Annotated in this window: 23 protein-coding genes; 7 read left to right on the forward strand and 16 right to left on the reverse strand. The window is 41.5% G+C overall.

Annotated features, from left to right (window positions below; all coding sequences use genetic code 11):
- Window positions 1-302: 302 nt before the first annotated feature.
- The 14 genes from C9J45_RS03525 to yceD form a co-directional block, all read right to left on the reverse strand.
- Window positions 303-1,811 (reverse strand): PTS transporter subunit EIIC, encoded by a 1,509-nt coding sequence (locus C9J45_RS03525; protein WP_107206207.1) that lies wholly within the window; start codon window positions 1,809-1,811, stop codon window positions 303-305.
- 618 nt (window positions 1,812-2,429) lie between these two features.
- A complete protein-coding gene (locus C9J45_RS03530; RefSeq protein WP_107206206.1) occupies window positions 2,430-3,206 on the reverse strand; it encodes a TatD family hydrolase in 777 nt (258 codons plus the stop codon).
- A gap of 56 nt (window positions 3,207-3,262) precedes the next feature.
- Window positions 3,263-4,225, reverse strand: coding sequence for a DNA polymerase III subunit delta' (gene holB, locus C9J45_RS03535; protein ID WP_107206205.1), 963 nt, complete (start codon window positions 4,223-4,225; stop codon window positions 3,263-3,265).
- Between the two features lies 1 nt (window position 4,226).
- Entirely contained in the window at window positions 4,227-4,856 is a 630-nt protein-coding gene (gene tmk / locus C9J45_RS03540; protein WP_107245926.1) for a dTMP kinase, read from the reverse strand.
- Window positions 4,853-5,872 carry an endolytic transglycosylase MltG gene (gene mltG, locus C9J45_RS03545; RefSeq protein ID WP_107245924.1) on the reverse strand — a complete coding sequence of 340 codons (1,020 nt, stop codon included), beginning with the start codon at window positions 5,870-5,872 and terminating at the stop codon, window positions 4,853-4,855. The genes tmk and mltG overlap by 4 nt, the downstream gene beginning before the upstream one ends.
- On the reverse strand, window positions 5,866-6,675 hold the full coding sequence (gene pabC / locus C9J45_RS03550; protein WP_107206202.1) for an aminodeoxychorismate lyase: 810 nt from the start codon (window positions 6,673-6,675) through the stop codon (window positions 5,866-5,868). Before pabC ends, mltG begins: the two co-directional genes overlap by 7 nt.
- Before the next feature lie 111 nt (window positions 6,676-6,786).
- On the reverse strand, window positions 6,787-8,025 hold the full coding sequence (gene fabF / locus C9J45_RS03555) for a beta-ketoacyl-ACP synthase II (protein WP_107259651.1): 1,239 nt from the start codon (window positions 8,023-8,025) through the stop codon (window positions 6,787-6,789).
- Between the two features lie 89 nt (window positions 8,026-8,114).
- The gene (acpP, locus tag C9J45_RS03560; protein ID WP_005368712.1) at window positions 8,115-8,348 is read right to left on the reverse strand and encodes an acyl carrier protein; all 234 of its coding nucleotides are present in this window, start codon (window positions 8,346-8,348) and stop codon (window positions 8,115-8,117) included.
- A 157-nt stretch (window positions 8,349-8,505) separates the two neighbouring features.
- Window positions 8,506-9,240: a 3-oxoacyl-ACP reductase FabG gene (gene fabG / locus C9J45_RS03565; protein WP_107206200.1), complete on the reverse strand. Its 735-nt coding sequence runs from the start codon at window positions 9,238-9,240 to the stop codon at window positions 8,506-8,508.
- A 26-nt stretch (window positions 9,241-9,266) separates the two neighbouring features.
- Window positions 9,267-10,196 carry an ACP S-malonyltransferase gene (gene fabD, locus C9J45_RS03570; protein WP_107259653.1) on the reverse strand — a complete coding sequence of 310 codons (930 nt, stop codon included), beginning with the start codon at window positions 10,194-10,196 and terminating at the stop codon, window positions 9,267-9,269.
- Between the two features lie 120 nt (window positions 10,197-10,316).
- The gene (locus C9J45_RS03575) at window positions 10,317-11,273 is read right to left on the reverse strand and encodes a beta-ketoacyl-ACP synthase III (protein ID WP_107206198.1); all 957 of its coding nucleotides are present in this window, start codon (window positions 11,271-11,273) and stop codon (window positions 10,317-10,319) included.
- 5 nt (window positions 11,274-11,278) lie between these two features.
- Window positions 11,279-12,304 carry a phosphate acyltransferase PlsX gene (plsX, locus tag C9J45_RS03580; RefSeq protein WP_199187011.1) on the reverse strand — a complete coding sequence of 342 codons (1,026 nt, stop codon included), beginning with the start codon at window positions 12,302-12,304 and terminating at the stop codon, window positions 11,279-11,281.
- 9 nt (window positions 12,305-12,313) lie between these two features.
- Complete coding sequence (gene rpmF, locus C9J45_RS03585; protein WP_005368719.1) at window positions 12,314-12,484, reverse strand: 50S ribosomal protein L32; 171 nt, start codon at window positions 12,482-12,484, stop codon at window positions 12,314-12,316.
- A 20-nt stretch (window positions 12,485-12,504) separates the two neighbouring features.
- Window positions 12,505-13,023 carry a 23S rRNA accumulation protein YceD gene (gene yceD, locus C9J45_RS03590; protein ID WP_005368721.1) on the reverse strand — a complete coding sequence of 173 codons (519 nt, stop codon included), beginning with the start codon at window positions 13,021-13,023 and terminating at the stop codon, window positions 12,505-12,507.
- A gap of 459 nt (window positions 13,024-13,482) precedes the next feature.
- On the opposite strand from yceD, the gene C9J45_RS03595 reads away from it, so the two are divergent.
- Window positions 13,483-14,064, forward strand: coding sequence for a nucleoside triphosphate pyrophosphatase (locus C9J45_RS03595; protein WP_107206196.1), 582 nt, complete (start codon window positions 13,483-13,485; stop codon window positions 14,062-14,064).
- A 77-nt stretch (window positions 14,065-14,141) separates the two neighbouring features.
- On the opposite strand, the gene rluC is transcribed toward C9J45_RS03595, so the two are convergent.
- Window positions 14,142-15,086, reverse strand: coding sequence for a 23S rRNA pseudouridine(955/2504/2580) synthase RluC (rluC, locus tag C9J45_RS03600; RefSeq protein WP_107206469.1), 945 nt, complete (start codon window positions 15,084-15,086; stop codon window positions 14,142-14,144).
- A gap of 436 nt (window positions 15,087-15,522) precedes the next feature.
- On the opposite strand from rluC, the gene rne reads away from it, so the two are divergent.
- The 6 genes from rne (at window position 15,523) to C9J45_RS03630 (ending at window position 23,831) form a co-directional block, all read left to right on the forward strand.
- Window positions 15,523-18,816 (forward strand): ribonuclease E, encoded by a 3,294-nt coding sequence (gene rne / locus C9J45_RS03605; protein WP_107245919.1) that lies wholly within the window; start codon window positions 15,523-15,525, stop codon window positions 18,814-18,816.
- Window positions 18,817-19,057: 241 nt separating this feature from the next.
- The gene (locus tag C9J45_RS03610; protein WP_107292148.1) at window positions 19,058-20,614 is read left to right on the forward strand and encodes a SulP family inorganic anion transporter; all 1,557 of its coding nucleotides are present in this window, start codon (window positions 19,058-19,060) and stop codon (window positions 20,612-20,614) included.
- Window positions 20,615-20,774: 160 nt separating this feature from the next.
- Entirely contained in the window at window positions 20,775-21,803 is a 1,029-nt protein-coding gene (gene cobT / locus C9J45_RS03615) for a nicotinate-nucleotide--dimethylbenzimidazole phosphoribosyltransferase (RefSeq protein WP_107206193.1), read from the forward strand.
- Window positions 21,800-22,627, forward strand: coding sequence for an adenosylcobinamide-GDP ribazoletransferase (locus tag C9J45_RS03620; RefSeq protein WP_107245916.1), 828 nt, complete (start codon window positions 21,800-21,802; stop codon window positions 22,625-22,627). Before cobT ends, C9J45_RS03620 begins: the two co-directional genes overlap by 4 nt.
- 9 nt (window positions 22,628-22,636) lie before the next feature.
- Window positions 22,637-23,242, forward strand: coding sequence for a cob(I)yrinic acid a,c-diamide adenosyltransferase (gene cobO, locus C9J45_RS03625; RefSeq protein ID WP_107206191.1), 606 nt, complete (start codon window positions 22,637-22,639; stop codon window positions 23,240-23,242).
- A 154-nt stretch (window positions 23,243-23,396) separates the two neighbouring features.
- A complete protein-coding gene (locus C9J45_RS03630) occupies window positions 23,397-23,831 on the forward strand; it encodes a phosphate-starvation-inducible protein PsiE (RefSeq protein ID WP_107206190.1) in 435 nt (144 codons plus the stop codon).
- Between the two features lie 67 nt (window positions 23,832-23,898).
- On the opposite strand, the gene C9J45_RS03635 is transcribed toward C9J45_RS03630, so the two are convergent.
- Window positions 23,899-25,176: a cytosine deaminase gene (locus tag C9J45_RS03635; RefSeq protein WP_107206189.1), complete on the reverse strand. Its 1,278-nt coding sequence runs from the start codon at window positions 25,174-25,176 to the stop codon at window positions 23,899-23,901.
- Window position 25,177 lies beyond the last annotated feature (1 nt).

The following is a 25,177-nucleotide window of genomic DNA, read 5'->3' on the forward strand; positions in this document are numbered from 1 at the left end:
TTGAGTATTTCGCACACCTATTTTAATTAGAATAGCCTAATATGATTACTTATAAATAAAAATGAGATTAAACGACTATTTTCATTAAAAGTAATGTAAATGAGAAAAATACCAGTGTTGTGGATGATTGAGAGGTTCTTGTTTTTGATATACAGTCCACTTTATAGCTAAGCGATTTCACGTGCAGATCTTTATCACAATTTTAAATTAAATGAAATAACACCTAATTATTTCAAAACGGTTAAAAAAAATCCCGTAATTTTCATTACGGGATTATGAGCATTCAACGAATAAGAATAAACTTATTCTTTATGAGCCGCTTTTTCTTCTGGAGTACGATAGTCAAAGAAGAAAATAAGTAGCATTGGCACAATGAATGCCACTGCAATTGATACTGCATATACCCACATTGGGTGGAATACTGGGATGGTTAGTAACGAAGTAAATGCAAACGCCTTAGTTTTAATACCACCGTATTGAGAACCTAGAATTGCAATTGTTAAACCACCAGCTAGACAACCAGGAAGCATACGTGAGTAAACTTTCTTAAATCGTAAGTGTATACCGTATAGTGAAGGCTCCGAAATACCACCGAATAAACCAGCAGCTAACGCACCAGAAGCTGTCTGACGCATGGTTTTATCTTTTTCACGTAATGAAATTAGTAGCACACCCGCTGTTGCACCGAAACATGCAAAGTTCCAAACACCCATAGGACCTTGAATGAAGTCATAACCCAATGTTTGAATATTCATTAGCATCAATGCATTTAGAGGCCAGTGAAGACCAAGAGGTACAAGGAATGGGTACAGTAATGGAATTAGAATCGCGAACACAAATGGTGCATGTGTATTAAGCCAAGCTAAACCAAGACCTAAGTAAGTACCAATCCAAACACCTAGAGGACCAATTAGGAACGCTGTAAGCGGAATCATGATAATCAAAGATAAGAACGGCACAAATACCATGTGCAAATTATCTGGAACAATCTTCTTCAGGAAGCGATAAACCACAGCTAATACAGCAACCATGATTAGCGGTACAAATACGTTACCAGAATAATCATTAAGCTGCATTGGTAAACCAAACACATGGGCAACATGAGAGACAGTCCCTAAGGTCGTATCTTTAATCGATGTTGTTGATGCAAGTGAGGTTAGTTTTTGGAAATCAGGCGTCATAAGTGCGCCCATGATTGCAGCGCCCAACCAAGGATCAACCTTCAGTTTTTTCGAGGCATTGTAAGCAACCATAATAGGCAAGAAGTAAAATACTGTATGCCACATTGAGTCAACAAAAACCCAACCTGCAGACTTATCACCTCTAAAGTCAACAATATGAAGGGCGTCTAATACTGCACATAGTGCAATAATTAACGACGCACCTAATAAAATACCTAAAATTGGACGGAACGAATCTGAAAGGTATTCAAAAAAACCATCAACCCAAGCAACTTTCCCTCTTACACCACTAGAGCGCATAGAAGCTTTAATATCATCATTTGATGCATTATCAGCTTTCACTTCATTCGTGCTTGCTGTACCACTACCCGTTTGACTTTCCATCAGTTGCTGTAATGCGCTATGCATAGTCGCAACACCACCACCGATAACAATTTGGTAGCGATCACCGCTTTGAGGAATACACCCCATCACATCAGGAATGGCATCTAATGCTGCTTTATCAACAATAGAATTATCATTTAATTCAAAACGTAAGCGAGTTGCGCAGCAAGACAAGAATTTTATATTGCCTGCACCACCAACTCCTTCAAGGATCTTCTCTGCTGAAGACTTATTGCCATTCGACATAATTTTTTACCCTTTGATATATCCAAATGTATAACTGCAGAATGTCATTGACACCGACAGAGACACCTGTAATAACTCATTAATTTAATTGGTATAATTAGGATTCAATAATAAATGCTGTCTGCTTTAATTAATTTATCTTTAGCATCTTCTAATAATAAACTGATTAAAGCATTCCTTGAAAGCATTACCCCCAATAATCAATATTGCGCGTTTTTACCCATTTTCGCCAGAATATACTTAAATAACATCAAAAATATAGAACATTGATCACATTAATTAAAGAAAAAGCATTAAATTGCTGATAGTAAAGATAAAAATTCACTTTTTATTAAGTTTCAATGACAAATTTAAAACGGGATGGATACAATGCTTTAACCAATAGTCATCATTAAAAGATCTGTGATATTTATCAATCAATAAAATATCCTACTTCTATATATCCATATAAGTACTATTAATTACGTTTCATTCTATGCTGAATATATACTCAGTTACCTTTGTTACTTTTGTAATAATTAAAAGTAACGATTTATATATATTTACTCTCGCCAACACTTCTAACCAAAAAAAAAGAGAAGCCAGCGCTTCTCTTTTTTCACGACCAATCTATCAAAGTTATTTCTTCGCTAAAGGAAATAGCGTAAAGAAATTTTCAGTGGTTGCTCGTTCAACCTCTTCAACGGAAACACCTTTTAGCAACGCAATATATTGAGCAACTTCACGTGTATACGCAGGCTGATTTTGCTTACCTCGGTATGGCATTGGCGCAAGGAACGGTGAATCCGTTTCAACTAACAAACGATCCAGTGGCAATTGGCTCACCACATTTTTCAGATCGCTTGCTGTATTAAATGTTACAATCCCTGAAATCGAAATATAAAAACCAAGTTCAATCGCATCTAATGCCATTTCAAGCGATTCAGTGAAACAGTGTAAAACACCGCCACATTTTTGAGCCCCTTCTTCACGAAGAATACGCATTGTATCTTCACGTGCCATACGAGTATGGATAATAAGTGGCTTATTCAATTCAACCGCGACACGAACCTGTTGGCGAAAGATCTCTTGCTGAAGCTCTGCCGTATCAGGCTGGTAATGGTAATCTAACCCCGTTTCACCAATAGCCACAACTCTTTCATGTTGCGCAAAAGCCTTAAACTGTTCGTAGTTATAACCAGACTCAACATCTAAAGGGTGAATACCACAAGAAGCAAAAATATTTTCGTAAGGGGCGATCATTTCCATCATTTTAGGAAAAGCGGCCAACGTTACACCAACAGAAAGAAAGTACTCTACACCTCTTTCTTTGGCTTTATTAAGTACATCATCAATCCCTGTATGTAACTTATCGTAATCAAGTTTGTCGAGATGACAATGTGAATCAACTAACACGGGCGTTCCTCTTTTATCTCTGAATATGACTATAAATACAAATCTCAATACTACGCTTAATCTTGAATAAAACCAGTTAGCCACTCTACAACTAACAGCTCAATATTCAATCCTGTATGCTGCTCTAATTTACGGTATAGCGTATTAATTTTTCTTGATTGCTCAAGTAACAAAGCCCCCGAAACCTGTGTAGCAACCTGTTGTACTGCCACTAAAGATTCGTTGTGCACAAAACTATTGCTTACACCTTGCTGATACTTAATACAGTCGACTAAAAAATAGCTTAGCCATTTTAATGTAACAATACCGTCTGCAGTACACATCGCGGTAACATCATAGATACCAATATTTGGTGGCTGTAAAAACTCGGCAAATGCTTTGATCAAATTAGCATGACGAATATTCATACCACTTTCAACAAACGCTAACGTTGACAATGGCGCCCCACTATTAAGGCGAATAGATTCAACGTTAATCGATTGCATTAATTTATGCTCAACCCACTGCTTTACATTTGACTCAGCAGGTATTGGCAAACGCCATTTATTACAACGACTAACAATAGTCGGTAATAAACTATCTAAACTTTGCGCCGTTAGAATAAACTGACAACCTTGCGGTGGCTCTTCAAGCGTTTTTAAAATCGCATTCGAGCCCGCTTCTCCCATTGCATCGGCATGTTCAATTAAAATAACACGCTGACCATTTAAGTGAGAGGTTTCCGTTGCCCAGCGGTTACATTGTCGAACCGCATCAACACCGATTTGTTTTCCTTCTTGTTCAGGCTTAATAACATGAAAATCAGGATGGCTGTTAGCTTCAAATAATTTACAGCTATGGCAAACATCACATGGTTCTGTTTCATTGTTTTGACATAAAACGGTTTTAGCTAACTGGCGCGCGAGGACATCACGGCCACTGCCTTTTACCGCCAACAACAAAATGGCATGATGAAGCCGCTTTTGCTCTAACAACTGTTGCCAATTCTGCCATAACGATTCTTGCCACGGATACAACATGTTATTGCTGCTCCAACCATGCATTCAGCGCAGACTGTAGATCTTCAGTCACTTTTTCTAAACGCTGACTTGCATCGATAATAATGACGTTTGGTTGATTCTCTGATAATTCAAGAAAACGCGCACGCGCACGATGGAAGAAATCGACATTCATTTGTTCGATACGATCTAGCGCACCACGACCACGGGCACGTTGTAACCCCAGTTCAGGCTCGATATCCATATAGATAGTCAGATCAGGACGAAAATCTCCCAGTACCGTATCACGTAGATTTTCCATTAATGCTTTATCAAAACCACGTCCGCCACCTTGGTATGCTTGGGATGACATATCATGACGGTCGCCAACAACCCACTGACCTTGGTTCAATGCAGGTTTAATCACGTTATCAACCAATTGAATACGTGCCGCATAAAGCAGTAATAATTCAGCCATATCGGTTAATGGCTCATCAGGATGCCCTTCTTTAACCAGTGCCCGCATTTGCTCTGCTAAAGGTGTACCACCAGGCTCTCGCGTTGATGCTGGATCATGAATACCATGCTGTGCCAAGGTCGCGATAACTTGCTTAATCGCAGTACTTTTACCGGCCCCTTCAAGACCTTCGATGACAATAAATTTACCGATCATTGTGACTGTTTTCTTAATGTTTTCAGGTATGCACGAACCGCACGGTTGTGCTCAACCAAAGTTGTAGAGAATTTGTGCCCGCCTTTACCATCGGCCACGAAATAATAGTAATTGCTCTTATCAGGATTAACGGCTGCTAATACTGATGCTTTACTTGGCATTGCTATCGGTGTAGGTGGTAAACCTTTCATGGTATAGGTGTTATAAGGCGTTGGGGTTCTAAGATCTTTTTTACTAATATTGCCTTTATATTTATCACCCATGCCATAAATAACGGTTGGGTCGGTTTGTAAAGGCATCCCTTTGCGCAAACGATTCATAAAGACAGACGCAACCAAACCTCGTTCTGCTGGCACAGCGGTTTCTTTTTCAATAATAGAAGCCATGATCAATACTTGATAAGGATCTTTTAAAGGCAGATCTTTCTCACGTCGCTCCCACGCAGTGGCTAACTCTTTATTCATCGCTAGATAAGCACGTTTCAGTACTGCAATATCGGTAGTACCCGCTGTGTAATGATACGTATCAGGCAGTAAATAACCTTCAATTTTAACGTTATCAATGCCGATCGCTTTCGCAATTTGTGGCTCTGTCATGCCATCAGTAATATGCTTTAATTCAGGCGCAGCTTGGATTTTTTTTAACCATTCACTAAAACGCTCACCTTCAACCAAGGTGATTGAATATTGAAACTCCTTGCCAGAAGCAATCAATGCCAATACTTCTTGCAATGTTTTATGTGGCTCTAGACCGTAAGTTCCTGCCTTAATATCCGTTAAAGAGGGATCTAACTTTCCGACCCAGCGCGTCCATTGTGATGCCTTGATCACTTTATCTTGTACAAGCTGATTGATTAACCCTCTAAACGATGTCCCTGGTTTAACTGTTATCATTACCTGCTCAGTATTAATAACGGGCAGATTTAGCTCGTTCTTCACTTGAGTATACGCCCAACCAGCAGCACCTGCCGCTAGGGCAGCAAGAATGAAAACAATAAGAATCAACTTCTTTAACACGTATATAGCCTCTTTTGTAATACGTCGAGTAGTGACTGTTGTTGATAATAGGTAGAGTCAATCGCCATTATTGGCACTAACTCCATTAACGCATTGGTTATAAATACTTCATCAGCACAAAGCAAATCTGCCAGAGAATAATCACCTAATTCTAACGTATATGGCAACGTTGAAAGCAATGTAATGACATGTCGACGCATGACACCTTCAACTCCAGATCCTATTAATTCTGGCGTATAAACAACACGCCCTTTACGCCAGAAGATATTAGATGCTGTTGTTTCAATAACATGATCATTGGTATTGAGCACCACAGCATCCAACCATTGTTTATGTTCGACTTCTTGTTTTAAGAGTACCTGTTCTAATCGATTTAAGTGCTTCATCCCCGCAAGCATTGGACTGTAACCCAGTTGCTGCTGACAAACCCCCAGTATGATGCCATCTTTCTGCCATTGCTTATAATGGGTAGGCCAATTGAAAGCACTAAAAATAACTGTCGTGTCATCGCAGCCCGTTGGGCTATACCCCCTACCGCCGCCACCTCGGCTGATTAATATTTTTATCCCACCACGATCAGTGAAAGATTGAGCGAGTTTTTTAGCCTGTAGAAAGACTTGATCCCAATCAGGTTCATTAATCGCTAACCTGCGCAACGTTTGTTGTAATCGTTCAAGATGAAACCGCCATAACAACAGCTTTCCCTGTTTAACGCCTATTGTCGAAAAACAGCCATCTCCATATTGTATAGCACGATCCGTTATTGCTAACTCTCGTTGTTTCTGACTGTTAATAAACGCCATCGATTATCCTTTTTATGATAAAAAACAGCCCAATACCTACAAAGATATCGGGCTGCTAATCATATCAGGTTATTAAGCGATTTTCCTGATGCCATTTAGAGACAAATGTAACTACATTTTCTTAAATAATAATGAACCGTTAGTACCGCCGAAACCAAATGAGTTACACAATGCGTACTCTAGATTTGCTTGGCGGGCTTCACCTGGAACATAGTCAAGATCACAACCTTCACCTGGATTATCCAAGTTAATTGTTGGTGGAACCACTTGATCTACTAAGCTTAGAATAGTGATGATTGATTCTACAGAACCTGCAGCACCCAATAGATGACCTGTCATTGATTTTGTTGAAGAAACCATAACGTTATCAACTGCGCTACCCATAGCACGCTTGATACCTAATGTTTCAGCAACGTCACCTGCTGGTGTCGATGTGCCATGCGCATTAATATAGCCAATTTGGTCTGCATTAATACCCGCATCACGGATACATGCTTCCATTGCTAACGCGCCACCTGAACCATCTGCACTTGGTGAAGTCATGTGGTAAGCGTCACCACTCATACCAAAGCCTACAAGCTCAGCATAAATTTTAGCGCCACGGGCTTTTGCGTGTTCATACTCTTCTAGCACGATAACACCCGCACCATCACCTAGTACGAAACCGTCGCGATCTTGGTCCCATGGACGAGAAGCCGCTTGAGGGTTGTCGTTACGCGTAGATAGTGCTTTTGCTGCTGCGAAACCGCCCATACCTAATGGCGTTGATGCTTTTTCTGCACCACCAGCAACCATCGCATCTGCATCGCCGTAAGCGATCATACGCGCTGCATGACCAATGTTATGAAGGCCAGTCGTACATGCGGTAGAGATTGCGATATTTGGACCACGTAGACCGTACATGATAGACATGTGTCCAGCGATCATATTTACAATTGTTGAAGGAACAAAGAACGGGCTAATTTTGCGCGGACCTTTTTCCATTAAAGCTTGATGGCCAACTTCAATTAGACCTAAGCCACCAATACCAGAACCGATAGCAACGCCAATGCGTGCTGCATTTTCTTCAGTAACTTCAATACCTGAATCTTTGAAAGCTTGTACGCCAGCAGCAATGCCATACTGAATGAATAAATCCATTTTGCGTGCATCTTTCTTGGACATGTAATCTTCGCAATTGAAGTCTTTGATCATGCCGGCAAATTGAGTAGCAAATGCGCTTGCATCAAAATGTTGGATAGTACTAATACCACTAGTGCCTGACTGTAAAGCTTTCCAAGAAGATTCAACAGAATTACCAACCGGGGTAAGCATACCCATGCCAGTTACAACTACACGACGCTTAGACACGATTAATTTCTCCGGGAATTGAGGATAAAACAGGAAATTAAAAAAAAACAGGCGGTCATAAAGACCGCCTGGATATATTCATTTTTATATTACTGTGCGCTGTTTACGTAGTCGATTGCAGCTTGAACAGTAGTAATTTTTTCAGCTTCTTCGTCTGGAATCTCTGTATCGAATTCTTCTTCAAGTGCCATTACTAGTTCAACTGTATCTAGTGAGTCTGCACCTAGATCGTCAACGAAAGATGATTCGTTTTTAACTTCAGCTTCGTCTACGCCTAGTTGCTCAACGATGATTTTTTTTACGCGTTCTTCGATGTTGCTCATACTAATATATTTCCTTAACAAGAATTCGCTAATGCGATTTGCTGTAGTTTATTCATTACGACAAAAGTTGCAACACTCATAGTGCTGGTCAAACCACGATTTTATCATAAAACTAGGTCAGTTTGACTTGCGTCATTAAGTATTGCAAATCTTTTGATTAAATCATGTACATACCGCCGTTAACGTGCAAAGTTTCGCCCGTTACGTAAGCAGCATCATCTGAGGCTAAAAATGCAACCGCTGCTGCAATTTCGCGCGGATCACCTAAACGACCAGCAGGTACATTTGCAAGTGTTGCTGCACGTTGGTCATCATTTAACGCTTTAGTCATATCTGTTTCGATAAAACCTGGAGCGACTGCGTTAACTGTAATACCACGAGAAGCTACCTCGCGTGCCATGGATTTTGTGAAACCTAATAGGCCAGCTTTTGCTGCTGCGTAGTTCGTTTGACCCGCATTACCCATAGTACCCACAACAGAGCCAATACTGATGATACGACCATTACGTTTTTTCATCATTGCACGCAGTACCGCTTTAGAAAGGCGGAAGATAGATGTTAGGTTCGTATCAAGGATATCTTGCCATTCATCATCTTTCATGCGCATCAATAGATTATCACGAGTGATACCAGCATTGTTCACCAAAATGTCAACATCGCCAAAATCTGCTTTAATCTGTTTTAAAACTGATTCAATAGACTCAGGTGACGTCACATTTAGAGCAAGACCTTTACCTTTATCACCAAGATATGCACTGATAGCTTCAGCACCACTTTCAGATGTTGCAGTACCAATAACTGTTGCGCCACGCTCTACTAAAATTTCAGCAATTGCACGGCCGATACCACGGCTTGCACCTGTAACTAGTGCAACTTTACCTTCCAGGCTCATTGTAAATCCTCTTTAAAGCTTAATGACTACTTAGCCACAGCCGCTTCTAATGAAGCAATATCATTAACTGCAGCACCGCTAAGTGCGCGATCAATACGCTTGGTTAGACCAGTTAATACTTTACCAGGCCCCATTTCTAATAATTCTTCGATACCTTCAGCAGCCATGCGCTCAACTGATTCAGTCCAACGTACCGGGCTGTATAGCTGTTTAACAAGTGCAAACTTGATTGCTGCAGGATCAGTTTCTGTTGCCACGTCAGCATTGTTAATAACAGGTACAGACGGCGCATTAAATGCGATAGCTTCTAATGCTACTGCAAGTTTATCCGCCGCAGGTTTCATCAATGCGCAGTGAGAAGGCACTGATACAGGAAGAGGAAGTGCACGTTTAGCGCCCGCTTCTTTACATAATACGTTTGCACGCTCTACCGCTTCTTTATTACCCGCAATAACAACTTGACCTGGTGAGTTGAAGTTGACAGGAGAACAAACTTCACCTTGTGCCGCTTCCTCACATGCTTTCGCAATTGCATCGTTATCAAGGCCGATAATTGCAGACATAGCACCAACACCAGCCGGTACTGCTTCCTGCATAAGTTGGCCGCGTAGCTCAACCAGTTTAACCGCTGCTTTAAAATCGATAACACCAGCACATACGAGTGCTGAGTATTCACCTAGGCTGTGACCTGCAAGAACCGTTGGTTGTTCACCACCTTGCTGCTGCCATACACGCCAGATTGCAACAGATGCTGTTAACAATGCAGGCTGAGTGCGTTGTGTTTGGTTTAAATCTTCTGCTGGACCGTTTTGAACTAACGCCCAAAGATCGTAACCTAGCGCATCAGATGCCTCAGAGAACGTTTCTTTAACCACATCAAATTGTTCTGCTAATTCAGCTAGCATACCAACGGTTTGAGAGCCCTGACCTGGGAAAACAATCGCGAACTTAGACATTCGAGAATCCTTCTTTATTGACTAATCATTAGTCGATTAATATGCATTAAAACTAATATATTGCTTATTAGTTTTAATGCACTAAAAATAAAAGCAAATCAGTAATGTTTAATCACTTGATTAAAACTTCACTAATGCTGAGCCCCAAGTAAAACCGCCACCAAACGCTTCGAGTAATAATGTTTGACCACGTTGAATACGGCCATCACGAACCGCTTCATCTAATGCTGTTGGGACTGTTGCAGCCGACGTATTACCATGACGATCAAGCGTAACCACAACTTGATCCATCGACATTGATAATTTTTTCGCCGTCGCTGAGATAATACGCATATTTGCTTGGTGAGGTACAAGCCAATCTAACTCAGACTTATCCATGTTATTTTCAGCCAGCGTACTTTTCACTAAGTTCGATAACTGGGTTACCGCTACTTTAAAGACTTCGTTACCTGCCATGTAAAGCCATTTGTTAGCATCAAAATCTTTACCATATTCTGGTACTGCGAGACTTAATAAACCACCAAAATGGCCATCAGCATATAAATGCGTTGAAATAATGCCAGGCTCTTCACTCGCACCAATCACAACCGCACCCGCCGCATCACCAAATAAAATAATGGTTGAGCGATCCTCTGGATCACAGCAATGAGAAAGTGCATCAGAACCGATAACAAGTACATTTTTCGCCATACCCGTTTTGATATGCTGATCAGCAACACTTAACGCATAAACAAAGCCTGTACATGCCGCTGATAAATCAAATGCAGGACAGCCTTTAATATCTAGCATACCTTGCACTTGGCAAGCTGCTGATGGAAATGTGTGACTGGCGCTAGAGGTGGCAACAATGATCAGATCGATATCTTCTTTATCAATCCCCGCCATCTCAATTGCCTTTAACGAGGCTTGGTAGCCCATTACGGCAACAGTTTCATCTTCAGACGAAATACGGCGCTCACGAATACCTGTTCGTGTCACAATCCACTCATCGCTTGTTTCTACCATTTTTTCTAAGTCCGCATTCGAGCGTACTTGTTGTGGCAGGTAGCTGCCAGTTCCTAGAATTTTGCTATTCATGAAGACTAATAGTGCCTCTCGAGTAGGACCTCTTCTAAACGGTCACTGATTTTATTCGGTATTTGTCGTTTAACTTCGTAAACCGCTTCGCTTATCGCGTTGGCAAAAGCGACAGTATCAGCACTTCCATGGCTTTTCACCACAATACCGCGCAATCCTAACAGACTTGCACCGTTATACTGGTCGGGGTTCAACTGTTGCAAGCCTTCAAAGAGCTCACTAAACAGCCATTTAGCAATAATGCGTCGAATAGGGTTACGACCTATTGCATGTTTTATCCGTTCAATAAATAAGTTTGCGACCCCTTCACTGGTCTTTAAACTCACATTTCCAACGAAACCATCACACACAATAACATCGGCTTTATCTGAATAAAGTTGGTGACCTTCAACGTAGCCAACATAATTGATATCCGGAGATTGAATCAACATTTCAGCACAACGTTTAACCAAATCATTACCTTTGATCTCTTCTTCACCAATATTTAATAATGCGACACGTGGTGTAGTACCTAAGGTTTGTTCAGCAAGAACAGAGCCCATAACTGCAAACTGGAATAAAGTATCAGCATCACAAGACACATTCGCGCCAAGATCAAGGAGCCAAGTTGGATTTGCACCACGATTGGGTATCGCTGAAATTAATGCAGGACGCTCAACCCCCGGAAGTTGTTTCAACACAAAGCGTGATAATGCCATGAGTGCGCCAGTATTACCGGCACTGACACATGCATCTGCTTGGCCTGCTGCAACTGCATCTAATGCCATACGCATAGATGAGCCTTTACTATGTCGAAGGGCTTGTGATGGGCGTGTTTCGTTAGCGATAACGGTATCGCAATGCACGATCGTTAGCCTAGGATGGTTAAGCTTATTAAGGAGAGTTAACTGCGCAGTGATTGCACTTAGATCACCAAAAAGAATAAGTTTGAGCTCAGGCGAATGCAACAGTGCCTGCACGGCGGCAGGCACTGTTACTTGAGGACCGAAATCCCCGCCCATTGCATCAAGTGCAACGGTAAGACCCATCAAGGTTCAACCTTACTTGTTGATAACCTTGCGGCCACGGTAGAAACCGTCAGCTGTCACGTGGTGACGTAGGTGAGTCTCACCAGATGCTTTATCTACAGAAACTGCTGCTGTAGTTAGGGCATCGTGTGAACGACGCATACCACGTGCTGCACGTGATTTTTTGCTCTTTTGTACGGCCATTAACCCTACTCCTGTTAAATTTAACTCTTAAGATTTTTCAATACTGCAAACGGATTCGGACGCTCATCAGCAACGGGGATCTCACCAAAAGACATGTTCTTCGAGCCAATTTTACAATCAGCATCGTCGTGCATTGCGACTTGTGGTAATTCCAGAATCAATTCGTCTTCAACAAGTTGAATCAGGTTGATCTCGCCATTTTCGTCGACGATTGTCGGCTCATAGGCTTCCGGTAACTCATCTACGGCTTCTTCGTTGCGAACCGGACTATAACAGAATTCCACATGAATATGGTGTGGAAATTCTCCCTGACATCGCTGGCAGGTCAACATCACGTCTACATCTGCGATACCGCGGATGAAAGGAATACGACGTTGGTCAAGGTCAAAAGACAAGTTGACGTTTGCATCACTTATTACGCTCTGGGTTGATTCAGCTAGGCGAGACAAAAGATCGGCTTTGATGATGCCATCATAATCGAGTCTTTTTTGTGCTGTACGTACTGGATCTACCTTTAGCGGCAATTTTACCTTTTGCATAGGGCGCGAATATTAGCCTTATAGTCTGTTTGAGTCAAAGGAAATGTGTGTGATTTAACAGCTTTTGACCAATTCTCATGCTGTGATGAAAATTACAAAACGCTTCGACACCACATCTCAGTAATAAAAGTTTAAATGTCTGCTACTCAATCACTTGATCGTGTCGGAACAATCGATGAAATAACACCCAATATAACGCACAAAGCAACTAACATAGCCGTATGATCATATGCAGTCGCTGTCAATAACTCTCATATATTTTGAACAATATAAGTCTCGTCATTGGCCACATTGGGGATCTAACAAATTATGCGGAACATACACCGAATTGTGGAATGAAACAACCGTAATACAACAATCTCAATTCAATATAATCCTAATAAAAGTTGCAGCAATCATAGTGAAACTTGCTATATCATTGCTGTATTAAAATTCATTCTAGATGTGTAGAACATTGTTATGACACAACCATTATTACTGGCATCAACCTCCCCTTACCGAAAAATGCTACTCGAAAAGTTAGCGATCCCTTTTGAAACAGCAAGCCCTGAAACTGATGAGACGGCATTAGCCACAGAATCTGCCCAAGAGTTAGTCTGTCGACTTGCACAATTAAAAGCCAAAGCTTGCGCCAGCACTTACCCAGATTCTCTTATTATAGGATCAGATCAAGTTTGTGTGATTGATGGGAAAATCTTAGGCAAACCCCATACTGAAGAAAATGCTTGTAAGCAATTACAAGCCGCAAGTGGAAAAACCATTACCTTTTACACAGGGCTATGTGTTTACAATGCAAAAACACAATCAACACAAGTCATTTGTGAACCTTTTCATGTTCACTTTAAAACACTTACGCCACAACAAATTGAAAATTACGTGAGAAAAGAGCAACCTTTGTATTGTGCAGGGAGTTTTAAAAGTGAAGGTTTAGGAATTGCACTATTTGATAAACTTGAAGGGCGTGACCCTAACACGCTCGTAGGATTACCTTTAATTGCATTAACTGAGATGTTAGCTAATGAGGGCGTTTCGGTCTTATAAGACTTACTCACTAACATTCGTGAAAAAAAAGTCGTGCAAAACAAAAGGCGAGACGATTTCCTCGCCTTTCACTTTGGTTACATTTGACGTAGCTTTTCCAAACAACGTTCTAAAACCGGTTCCATTGGCGCGCTAATATCCATCGCTTCATCCGTACTTGGATGCGTAAATTTGATATTTGCAGCATGAAGGAACAAACGCCCTAAACCTGTTTTTTTAGTGTAAGCATCAAAACGTGGATCACCATATCGATCATCCCAAGCAATAGGATGGCCTTCATACTGACAATGCACACGGATCTGATGCGTACGACCCGTTACAGGGCTAGCTTGTACCAATGTTGCCTGTGAGAATCGCTCTAATACTTTAAAACGCGTATCGGATGCTTTACCTTGTGGGTTAACACGTACAATGCTGTTTACTTCATTTTTTAACAAAGGTGCAGTGACTTTTCGGCAATTCGCTTTCCATTCCCCCATTACTAAAGCGAAGTAATATTTCTGCACCGTTTTATTTCTAAATTGCTCTTGCAATTGACGAAGAGCTGAACGCTTCTTTGCCACTAACAAAATGCCCGAGGTATCACGGTCAATTCGGTGAACGAGTTCCAAAAATCGCGCATCAGGGCGTAACGCTCGTAATGCTTCAATAGCACCAAATTTTAAGCCACTGCCGCCATGAACTGCTGTCCCTGATGGTTTATTCAGAATTAACATATGATCATCTTCATAGATGATGCAATGCTCTAATTCAGCGACTTTATTCAACTTGGTACTGACTGGCGCTTGTTCTTCTTTTTCAGGAACAAAAACCGGCGGTACGCGTACTAGATCACCATCCTGCAATTTATATTCAGGTTTAATACGTTTTTTGTTTACTCGCACCTCGCCTTTACGCAAAATGCGGTAAATCATACTTTTTGGTACGTTTTTAAGCCTAGCGCGGAGAAAATTATCAATCCGCTGGCCTGCAAAGTCATCGCTAATGTCGATGAATTGCACTTTAGGTTTATCTTCTGTCATAGGTTTGATTGTATCATGCAAATAAAGCAGATTGCCGCAAAAAAGTGAGCCTGCTATCATTGTGTGCTGAGGTAGGTTTTTTTGTCTACTTCATTGACAAGATGAGCATATAATCATCTTTATGGCTATTTTTTATACAACTCAGATAATCAACGCAGCAAATGGCGTAAGACGTTAGGGTTATCGGAGTTTTTTTTAGTGCGTCAAATTACATTTTTTTTTGATGTGACAGATACAACCACTTCAATGTGGTGATACCAGCTGTATTTTTTAGATCTAACCATCTCACATACAGTTGGCTGATAAGTGTGGCCAGAAAGCACTCCTGCATTCCAACCGTGAGGTTGCAACCGTACATCAGACTTGGAGTCCGGCGCCATCAAAAAACAGATGTAACTAGCGTACTAATACAACGACAATAAATGAGTACAATATAATGAAAAGAATGTTGATTAACGCAACTCAGAAGGAAGAGTTGCGCGTCGCATTAGTTGATGGCCAAAAGCTATTTGATCTTGATATCGAAAGCCCTGGTCACGAATCTAAAAAAGCAAATATCTACAAAGGCCGCATCACACGCATCGAACCAAGTCTGGAAGCAGCGTTCGTTGATTATGGTGCTGAGCGTCATGGTTTCCTTCCTCTTAAAGAAGTTGCGAAAGATTACTTCCCTGCCAATTATTCTTACCAAGGTCGTCCTAATATCAAGGAAGTCCTAAAAGAAGGCCAAGAAGTTATCGTTCAAGTTGATAAAGAAGAACGCGGAAACAAAGGCGCAGCCCTTACTACTTTTATCTCTCTAGCTGGCAGTTATCTTGTTTTAATGCCTAACAACCCTCGTGCTGGCGGTATTTCTCGCCGTATCGAAGGTGAAGAGCGTACCCAACTTAAAGCTGCATTAAGCACATTAGACTTACCCCAAGGTATGGGTCTGATTGTACGTACAGCTGGTGTGGGTAAATCAGGTGAAGAGCTTGAGTGGGATTTAAACGTTCTACTAAACCACTGGAATGCAGTAAAAGAAGCAGCCGATTCACAATCAGCTCCGTTTCTTATTCACCAAGAAAGTAATGTGATTGTTCGTGCAATCCGCGATTATTTACGTCGTGACATCGGTGAAATTCTTATCGATAGCCCGAAAATTTTTGACCGCGCACGTGATCATATTAAATTAATTCGTCCTGATTTCTTGTCTCGCGTGAAGCGTTACGAGGGGGAAGTTCCACTATTTAGCCACTACCAAATTGAAAGCCAAATTGACTCTGCGTTCCAGCGCGAAGTTCGTTTACCTTCAGGTGGCTCTGTTGTTATTGATCCAACAGAAGCATTAACGTCTATCGATATCAACTCTGCTCGCGCAACGAAGGGCGGCGATATTGAAGAAACAGCATTACAGACAAACTTAGAAGCTGCTGATGAAATTGCGCGTCAATTACGTCTACGTGACTTAGGTGGTCTGGTTGTTATCGATTTTATTGATATGACACCTGTTCGCCACCAACGTGAAGTTGAAAACCGTTTACGTGAAGCTGTTCGTATGGATCGCGCACGAGTTCAAATCGGTCGAATCTCACGTTTTGGTCTACTTGAAATGTCTCGTCAACGTTTAAGCCCTTCTCTTGCAGAAGCAAGCCACCATGTTTGTCCTCGTTGTTCAGGTACTGGTGTTGTACGTGACAATGAATCACTATCACTATCAATCTTACGACTGATTGAAGAAGAAGCGCTTAAAGATAACAGCTCACAAGTACTTGCTATTGTACCTGTACCTGTTGCCTCGTACCTTTTAAACGAGAAGCGTCGATCAGTTCAACACATTGAAAAGTATCATGGTGTACGTGTTGTTATCGTTCCTAACTCTGATATGGAAACGCCGCACTTTGAAGTTCTGCGTATTCGTGAAGGTGAAGAGCAAGACACCCTTTCTTACCATATTCCGAAAACGTTAGAAGCGTTAAAAGAAGCAGAAGCCATTGAAGCACCACAACCTGAGCGCGTCATCAAAAAGCGTGAAGAGCCAATACTTCAAGGGTTCACTGCACCAAAACAACCAGCACCTGTTGCAACGCCTGCGACTAAGCCGACACCAAAAGTAACGGCTAAGCCTGCCACTGCATCAGCCAATAAACCTGGTCTGTTGAGCCGCTTCTTCTCTGTATTAGCGTCATTCTTCTCTGGTAGCCCTGAACAGCAACAAGAGAAACCTGTTGAAGCAAAAACAGAACAAAACAACAATCAAAATAATCGTCGCAACAATAATCGTCGCAACGATCGTTCTGACAACCGTCGTAATAACCGTGACAACAGTCGTGATAACAACCGTCGTAATAACCGTGACAACAGTCGTGATAACAACGATGTTGAGAACAATGACGAGCGTCAAGAACGTAATAACGAGCAACGCCAAAATCGTCGCCGCAATGACCGTAATGACAAAAACCGTCAACAGCAAAACGATAAGGCTGCCAAAGCTCCTCGCCAAAACCGTAATAACGATGAAGTGAAAGAGCAGAAGCGTCAGTCTCGTAAAGAAGAAATTCAAGCGCAAAAACAGCAACGTCAACAACAAGACGAGCAAACAGCAAAAGCAACAACTGAACAGCCTGTTGATGCACAACGTGATAGCGAAGAAAAAGCGGTAAAAGTGAAACAACGCCGCCAGCGTCGTCAACTTCGTAAAAAAGTACGTATCACAGATAATGTTGAAAAATCAGTTGAACAACAAAATGCAACCGTTGATGCTGTCGAAAAAGTTGAAGCTGTTGAAACTGCTGTAGAGCAAACACCATCACCATTAATGGCATTGGGAACTAGCATTGCTAAAGAAGCACAAGACAAACCTGAACAAACTCAGGGTGTGACTGACGAGCAAGCTGATAATGAAGAGCAAGAAGGCACTCAACGCCGTAATCGCCGCTCACCACGTCACTTACGTGCAAGTGGTCAACGCCGTCGCCGTATGCGTGATACACGCGTAGAGAAATCTGACTTTGTTACCAATGAAGAAGCAAATGCTATTGAGCAGGCAGCTATTGATGCTGCTGATAGTATTAGCGAGATGGTCAATGTTGTTTCTATCGTTGAGAAACCAAAAACAATGCGTCCTACTTCAGGGGTTGCAATTCCTGAAATGGCAATGGGCAAAGTTTGGTCTCGTATCAAACCAGCCGTTGAAGCACCTGTTGAGAAAAACATCACAGAAGAGAAAGTCGATGCTGCAGATGTGATTGATGAAGTTGAAACAAATGACATCATCATTAATGCACCAGTAGTAGAAGCTAAATCTGAAGTAGTTGCAGTTGAAACAACGACACTTTCTGGTGTTGCTATTCCTGAAATGGCGATGGGTAAAGTCTTCCCACGCTTTACAGCAGAAGAAACAACAGTAGAAATAAAGTCTGAGCCTGCTGAAGAACAAGTGATCGAGCAACCTATTATTGTCGAAGAAGTCGCAGCTCCGGTGATCAAAACAGAAGAGACAGTTGAAATGAAATCACCTGTAACTCCAGTTGTTGATTTACCTGCTGTAGCAACGGCGGTAATGGCAACCTCACCTCGTGGTTTCCATGCTGCTTCTGCAATGACAAAAGCGCCAGCACCTGAAGAGCATGTTTCAGGCTCTGTTGTTCAAGCGGCACCATTACGCGAGCGTACCAATACACGCGCAGCGGGTAGCCAAACAGCAACAAACAGTGCTACAGCACCAATGACTAAACCCTCTTTTGACTAAAAGTTAAGTTTAGCAATGAAAAAGCCATGCTCTTGCATGGCTTTTTTTATTATCTAATTATGAGTCAAAACCAGCGCACTTTATGTTTAATAATTACATATAGCTCTAATTTTTCACTTGTAAGCGGAGTAAATGCCGTTATTAGCCAACAAAAGTTGAAGCTAATTACAACTTTCTGTAGCATTCTGTTAACCAAAATGCGCTTTAAATACAGCAAATAATAGAAGAATCCTCAACTAACATGTTAGATTTTCCCCAAAAAACTCATCAATCCGTCAAGAACGACGTACTTTCAGGTTTAACCGTTGCACTTGCACTGGTTCCTGAAGCCGTTGCTTTCGCATTCGTTGCTGGCGTTGACCCGATGGTTGGCTTATACGCAGCCTTCATTGTCGGTTTAATTACTGCCGTTTTCGGTGGTCGCCCAGGTATGATTTCTGGTGCTACAGGTGCAATGGCCGTTGTGATGGTTAGCCTTGTTGCCCAGCACGGTATTCAATATCTTTTTGCTGCCGTCATGCTTGCAGGTTTACTTCAGATCCTAGCGGGGGTGTTCCGTCTTGGTAAATTTATTCGAATGGTGCCTCACCCTGTCATGATCGGTTTTGTTAACGGTCTTGCGATTGTAATTTTCTTAGCTCAGTTAGGTCAGTTCAAAGTTCCGGCTCTTAATGGTGGCTTAGAATGGATGCACGGCACACAGCTTTACATCATGTTAGGCTTGGTTGCGTTAACCATGTTTATCATTCATTTTTTACCAAAACTAACTAAAGCAGTTCCCTCTTCACTTGTTGCCATTTTAACTGTTACAGCATTAGTTCATATCTTAGGTTTAGACTCTCGCACTGTCGTCGATTTTGTTCGTACCATGAGTGGTGACGCAAATGCAACACTGGCAGGCTCTTTACCAACATTCGCTTTACCGGATGTTGGCTTTAACCTCGAAACCCTAAAAATTATTTTGCCTTACTCATTAATCCTTGCTGCGGTTGGTTTAATCGAATCATTACTAACGCTAACTGTGATTGATGAAATGACAAATACACGTGGTCATGGTAACCGTGAGTGTGTTGGTCAAGGTGTTGCAAACGTTACTTGTTCAGTATTCGGTGCGATGGGCGGTTGTGCCATGATTGGTCAATCCATGATCAATATTAACTCAGGTGGTCGTGGTCGTTTATCCGGTATTACAGCAGCCATTGGCCTTCTACTGTTCATCTTATTCGGTTCATCATTTATTGAAATGATCCCACTTGCTGCGCTTGTTGGCGTAATGTTTATGGTTGTGATCGGGACGTTTGAATGGGCAAGTTTCAAAATGATGCGTAAAGTGCCAAAGCACGATTTCTTTACCATTATCTTAGTAACTTGCGTGACGGTAATTGCAGATCTCGCGGTTGCTGTACTTGTCGGTGTTATTTACTCTGCACTCGTATTTGCTTGGAATCACGCTAAAGAAATTTATGCCGCAAGCCACATTGATGATAATGGTGCAAAAGTTTACCAAGTAAATGGTCCACTTTTCTTTGGTTCAGTATCACATTTTCTTGAGTTATTTGATGCTCAAAATGATCCAAAAGAAGTGATCATTGATTTTGCTAAATCACGTGTTGCCGATCATTCCGCTATCGAAGCGATAGATACGATTGCAGAACGTTATGCTAATCGTAATAAAACCATTCATTTGCGTCACTTAAGCCCTGAGTGCAGTAAGCTGCTGAAAAAAGCAGGAACGTTGGTTGAAGTGAACGTTCTTGAAGATCCAACCTATAAAGTTGCTTCTGACGTACTCGGCTAAGAGATATTAACAAGCCCACTGACAAGGTGGGCTTTTTTCTACCTGTAGATCATATTTTACGTTTGTTTTTCTCATTCCGGCTCCCCTTATGTCAGGTTTTCTGAAACAATCACTGTATTAAGTGATTAATATTTCAAACATTCGGCAAAGGATTCGCACTGTGTTTACCATTTATCCTGTAGATAAAACTCAATCTGTCCACATTAAAAAACGCATTGATAATAAAACGAAGCCCATTGGTGCGTTAGGCCAATTAGAACCACTTGCTGAACAACTCGCATTAATACAACAAAGCGATAGACTGACCATCGATAATCCTCATCTACTTATTTTCGCGGCAGATCATGGCATTTCACAACATGGAATAAGTATTGCGCCCGCAGAAGTCACCACCCAAATGGTCCATAATTTTTTAGCCGGCGGTGCGGCAGCGAACTGTTTTTGTCATAGCAATAATATGGCGCTTAAAATTGTTGACGCTGGGATTTTAGGCGATGTTAATGACCATCCAGATTTAATCAGACAGCCATTAGGCAAAGGCACTCAAGATTTTACCACTCAGAATGCAATGTCGCTTGATACCGTGAAACAAGGAATATCCGCAGGAGCGAGCGTTGTTGATTCGCTGCATCAATCAGGTACCAACCTTGTTGCGTTTGGGGAAATGGGGATAGGCAATACCAGTAGTGCTGCCGCAATTATGGCATTGCTGCTTAATCTTCCTGCTGATGCATGCACAGGACATGGTACAGGTATTGATGACAGCCAATATCAAAAAAAATTAGCGCTTATTCGTCTTGCCTGCAAACATCACTATAGTGCGACAGGCGATCCGTTAAAAGTGTTATCCGCTGTTGGTGGGTTTGAAGTTGCACAAATCACAGGCGGTATACTACAAGCGGCTGAAAACCGAATGATTGTATTGGTTGATGGCTTCATTGTAACAGCAGCAGCCTTGCTGGCTGTTGCAATTAACCCTAATGTTATCGATTACCTTGTTTTCTGTCATCATTCAGAGGAAGCCGGACATCATCGTATGCTTCAACATCTTAATGCCTCGCCATTACTTAACTTAGGCTTACGTTTAGGTGAAGGGACTGGTGCTGTATTAGCATTGCCTTTAATTAAAGCTGCGTGTGCCTTTTACAATGATATGGCGAGTTTTGATGATGCAGGAGTTACTGTGTGAGCACCGATCATCAAACACAGAGCAAAGCATCACTAACGGAAAGTGGCTATCGATATCAATGGCAACTCTTTTTAGTCGCATTAGCCTTTTTCACTCGTATTCCTATACCAACCAGTACTCCATTTAGTACTGAGCGATTAAATCATGCCAATCGCTACTTTGGTGTTATTGGTCTTATTGTGGGAGCAATATGTAGCTTAATATACCTATTATTTATTCTGCTTTTTCCCCCTACAATTGCGATTGGTATTGCAATGATTTCAGGTCTGTTAATCACGGGAGCTTTCCATGAAGATGGACTGGCTGATGTATTTGACGGCTTTGGTGGTGGTTGGACGGTTGAATCAAAGCTCAACATAATGAAAGATTCTCGCCTAGGTACATATGGCGCTTCTGCACTAGTCATGGCATTGGGTTTAAAATGGATTGCACTGGTCTCATTGGCTGATATAAACCTCTACTTCCCTGTTTATGCCTTCATTGTTATTCATTGTATAAGCCGAGTCGCTGCAGCAAGTATTATCTTCTCTTACCCTTATGTTCGCGCAGATCAGGATAGTAAGGTTAAACCTTTAGCCAATCAGCAATCTTTACTCGATATTGGGATCTTACTAACAACAGCAATACTAGTACTTTCAATATTACCGCTATCTCTCGCATTAAGTTGTCTTATAACAACCATCTTGATTCGCCAAAGTTGTGGCTATTGGTTCAACCATCAACTCGGTGGATATACCGGTGATTGTTTAGGAGCGACACAACAACTTGCAGAGATAGCCGGATACCTGACATTATTAACCTTTGCGAACCATTATCATTTTTAAGGATTTCAGATGATAGATACAACCAACAAGGATGATCGCCATAAGGCGCGTCAGCAAAAATTAAAAGAGCAAGTCGATGCTCGTATTGATGCCGCCCAACACGAAAAAGGACTGGTTCTGGTAATCACTGGCAATGGTAAAGGAAAATCTACTTCAGGGTTTGGCATGATTGCGCGAGCCGTCGGTCATGGTCAGCGCTGTGGTGTCGGACAATTTATAAAAGGCACATGGGATTGTGGTGAGCGTAATTTACTAGCGCAACACGGTGTCAACTTTGCAGTCATGGCGACTGGATTTACATGGGAAACCCAAAATAAAGCAGCCGATACCGCCGCTGCAAAAGAAACATGGCAACAATGTAAAGCAATGCTAGCTGATGATAGCTATGATGTTGTATTACTCGATGAGCTGACCTATATGATTACCTATGATTATATTGCGTTAGATGACGTAATTGAGGCTATAGAAAAGCGTCCTACAACACAATCGGTGATCATTACAGGACGAGCTGCACACCGACAATTACTCGAAATTGCCGATACTGTCTCAGAAGTGCGTAATGTTAAGCATGCCTTTGAAAGCGGAATAAAAGCGCGAAAAGGGATTGATTGGTAAATGCGAATAAGCCATTAAAAGTAATAAACCTTACTTTTAATGGCTAAATAACCAACAACCAATTAATTTTTTACATTTATTACTATCACAGAGTCTATAGCTTCATATAATAGCCACATGCTTATCAGCCAGTAATGCTATTTTTGGAGCAATTATGCCGTCCCATTTACCAAAAGCGTTTAGCAAACCTTTTCTTAAAATATTTCATACCTTAGAAGCCATTCTTTTGGTGGGGATAACACTTTCTACCGTCGTTGCCATGTTTAATGAATTTATACATGTCATCGTAGAGAGAAATATTCTACTAACGGACATTCTTTTAATGTTCATCTATTTGGAAATATTAGCCATGGTTCAACAATTTGTTGTTAATGGTAAAATTCCAGTTCGTTATCCTATCTATATTGCAATAATGGCGATTGCTCGCTACATCACCCTGGGAATGAAAGAGTTAGATGGCACGGTTATTATTTGGCTATCGTTAGCTGCATTTGTTTTAGCTGCAGCAACAGTACTTATTCGTATCGGTCATCATTACTGGCCTTATGACACGCCAGAGGATCCAAGCAAAAAACAAGCAGATAGCTAATATTATGATTTAAATATCAAAAAGGCACTCTATCGTGCCTTTTCTCTATTGCTATCTTTTAAACTAATTAGCGTTTAAAGGTAACACGTTCTGTTTCATCTAAATGAATTTGCGTTTCTGCAGGTTGAGTTTGGGCGATCACTTTACCGTGACGCACTGAGTATTGAACTGGCACTTGGCGACGCACCGCATCAAAACCATTCTCTGCAGGTAAAACCAATAAACTGCCCGGCTTACCCACTTCAATGCCGTAATTATCTTGAATGTTTAAGGTACGTGCTGAGTTTTTGCTGATCAAATCTAACGATTGATTGATTTGATCATAACCCATCACTTGGCATACATGCAGACCCATGTGAAGCACTTGTAGCATGTTGGCTGTACCTAGCGGATACCAAGGATCAAACACATCATCATGACCAAAGCATACGTTGATATCAGCCCCTAGCATCTCTTTAACACGTGTTACACCACGACGTTTAGGATAATCATCAAAACGCCCTTGTAGGTGAATATTCACTAATGGGTTAGCAACAAAGTTAATCCCTGACATACGTAATAAGCGGAACAAGCGTGATGCGTAAGCACCATTATAAGATCCCATTGCAGTGGTATGGCTTGCTGTGACTTTCTCGCCCATATTATATTTATGTGCCAGTGCGGCTACTGTTTCAACAAAACGTGACTGTTCATCATCAATTTCATCACAATGCACATCGATCAATCGATCATACTTACGTGCTAATTCAAACACGTAATGCAGCGATTCCACACCGTATTCACGAGTAAATTCAAAGTGTGGAATAGCACCGATAACATCAGCACCAAGTTGTACTGCTTGTTCAAGTAGCTCTTTACCGTTGGGGTAAGACAAAATCCCTTCTTGTGGGAAAGCGACAATCTGAATATCCACCCAAGGCTTCATTTCTTCACGAACTTCAAGCATCGCTTTTAATGCAATCAACGTCGGATCGGAAACATCCACATGAGTACGTACATGCTGAACACCGTTAGCGATTTGCCACTTCAAGGTCTGCTTAGCACGTGTTTTTACATCTTCAATCGAAAGTAACTGCTTACGCTCAGCCCAACGCTCAATGCCCTCGAATAAGGTGCCTGAAATATTCCAGCTCGGCTCACCTGCTGTTTGCGTGGTATCTAAATGAATATGTGGCTCACAAAATGGCGTTACCACTAAGCCACCAGCAGCATCTAGCGTCTCACCTTGGTGATCTGTGATGGTATGGTTATCTACAATTTGTGTAAAAACACCATTCTCAATCAGAATTTGCTTTAAGCCTGCTTCATTTTGCAACGTCGCATTATTAATCAATAAACTTGTCATC

The sequence above is a fragment of the Photobacterium sp. GB-1 genome, assembly GCF_003026165.1.
Taxonomy (GTDB): Bacteria; Pseudomonadota; Gammaproteobacteria; order Enterobacterales; family Vibrionaceae; genus Photobacterium.

Excerpts from the sequence above, each read along its gene's own strand:
- C9J45_RS03575 (WP_107206198.1), bottom strand. The coding sequence starts at position 11,273 with ATGAATAGCAAAATTCTAGGAACTGGCAGCTACCTGCCACAACAAGTA.
- rluC (WP_107206469.1), bottom strand. The coding sequence starts at position 15,086 with ATGACAGAAGATAAACCTAAAGTGCAATTCATCGACATTAGCGATGAC.
- acpP (WP_005368712.1), bottom strand. The coding sequence starts at position 8,348 with ATGAGCAACATCGAAGAACGCGTAAAAAAAATCATCGTTGAGCAACTA.
- C9J45_RS03525 (WP_107206207.1), bottom strand. The coding sequence starts at position 1,811 with ATGTCGAATGGCAATAAGTCTTCAGCAGAGAAGATCCTTGAAGGAGTT.
- C9J45_RS03610 (WP_107292148.1), top strand. The coding sequence starts at position 19,058 with ATGTTAGATTTTCCCCAAAAAACTCATCAATCCGTCAAGAACGACGTA.
- C9J45_RS03595 (WP_107206196.1), top strand. The coding sequence starts at position 13,483 with ATGACACAACCATTATTACTGGCATCAACCTCCCCTTACCGAAAAATG.
- fabD (WP_107259653.1), bottom strand. The coding sequence starts at position 10,196 with ATGTCTAAGTTCGCGATTGTTTTCCCAGGTCAGGGCTCTCAAACCGTT.
- pabC (WP_107206202.1), bottom strand. The coding sequence starts at position 6,675 with ATGGCGTTTATTAACAGTCAGAAACAACGAGAGTTAGCAATAACGGAT.
- yceD (WP_005368721.1), bottom strand. The coding sequence starts at position 13,023 with ATGCAAAAGGTAAAATTGCCGCTAAAGGTAGATCCAGTACGTACAGCA.
- cobO (WP_107206191.1), top strand. The coding sequence starts at position 22,637 with ATGATAGATACAACCAACAAGGATGATCGCCATAAGGCGCGTCAGCAA.
- rne (WP_107245919.1), top strand. The coding sequence starts at position 15,523 with ATGAAAAGAATGTTGATTAACGCAACTCAGAAGGAAGAGTTGCGCGTC.
- C9J45_RS03635 (WP_107206189.1), bottom strand. The coding sequence starts at position 25,176 with ATGACAAGTTTATTGATTAATAATGCGACGTTGCAAAATGAAGCAGGC.
- fabG (WP_107206200.1), bottom strand. The coding sequence starts at position 9,240 with ATGAGCCTGGAAGGTAAAGTTGCACTAGTTACAGGTGCAAGCCGTGGT.
- holB (WP_107206205.1), bottom strand. The coding sequence starts at position 4,225 with ATGTTGTATCCGTGGCAAGAATCGTTATGGCAGAATTGGCAACAGTTG.
- tmk (WP_107245926.1), bottom strand. The coding sequence starts at position 4,856 with ATGATCGGTAAATTTATTGTCATCGAAGGTCTTGAAGGGGCCGGTAAA.
- C9J45_RS03630 (WP_107206190.1), top strand. The coding sequence starts at position 23,397 with ATGCCGTCCCATTTACCAAAAGCGTTTAGCAAACCTTTTCTTAAAATA.
- rpmF (WP_005368719.1), bottom strand. The coding sequence starts at position 12,484 with ATGGCCGTACAAAAGAGCAAAAAATCACGTGCAGCACGTGGTATGCGT.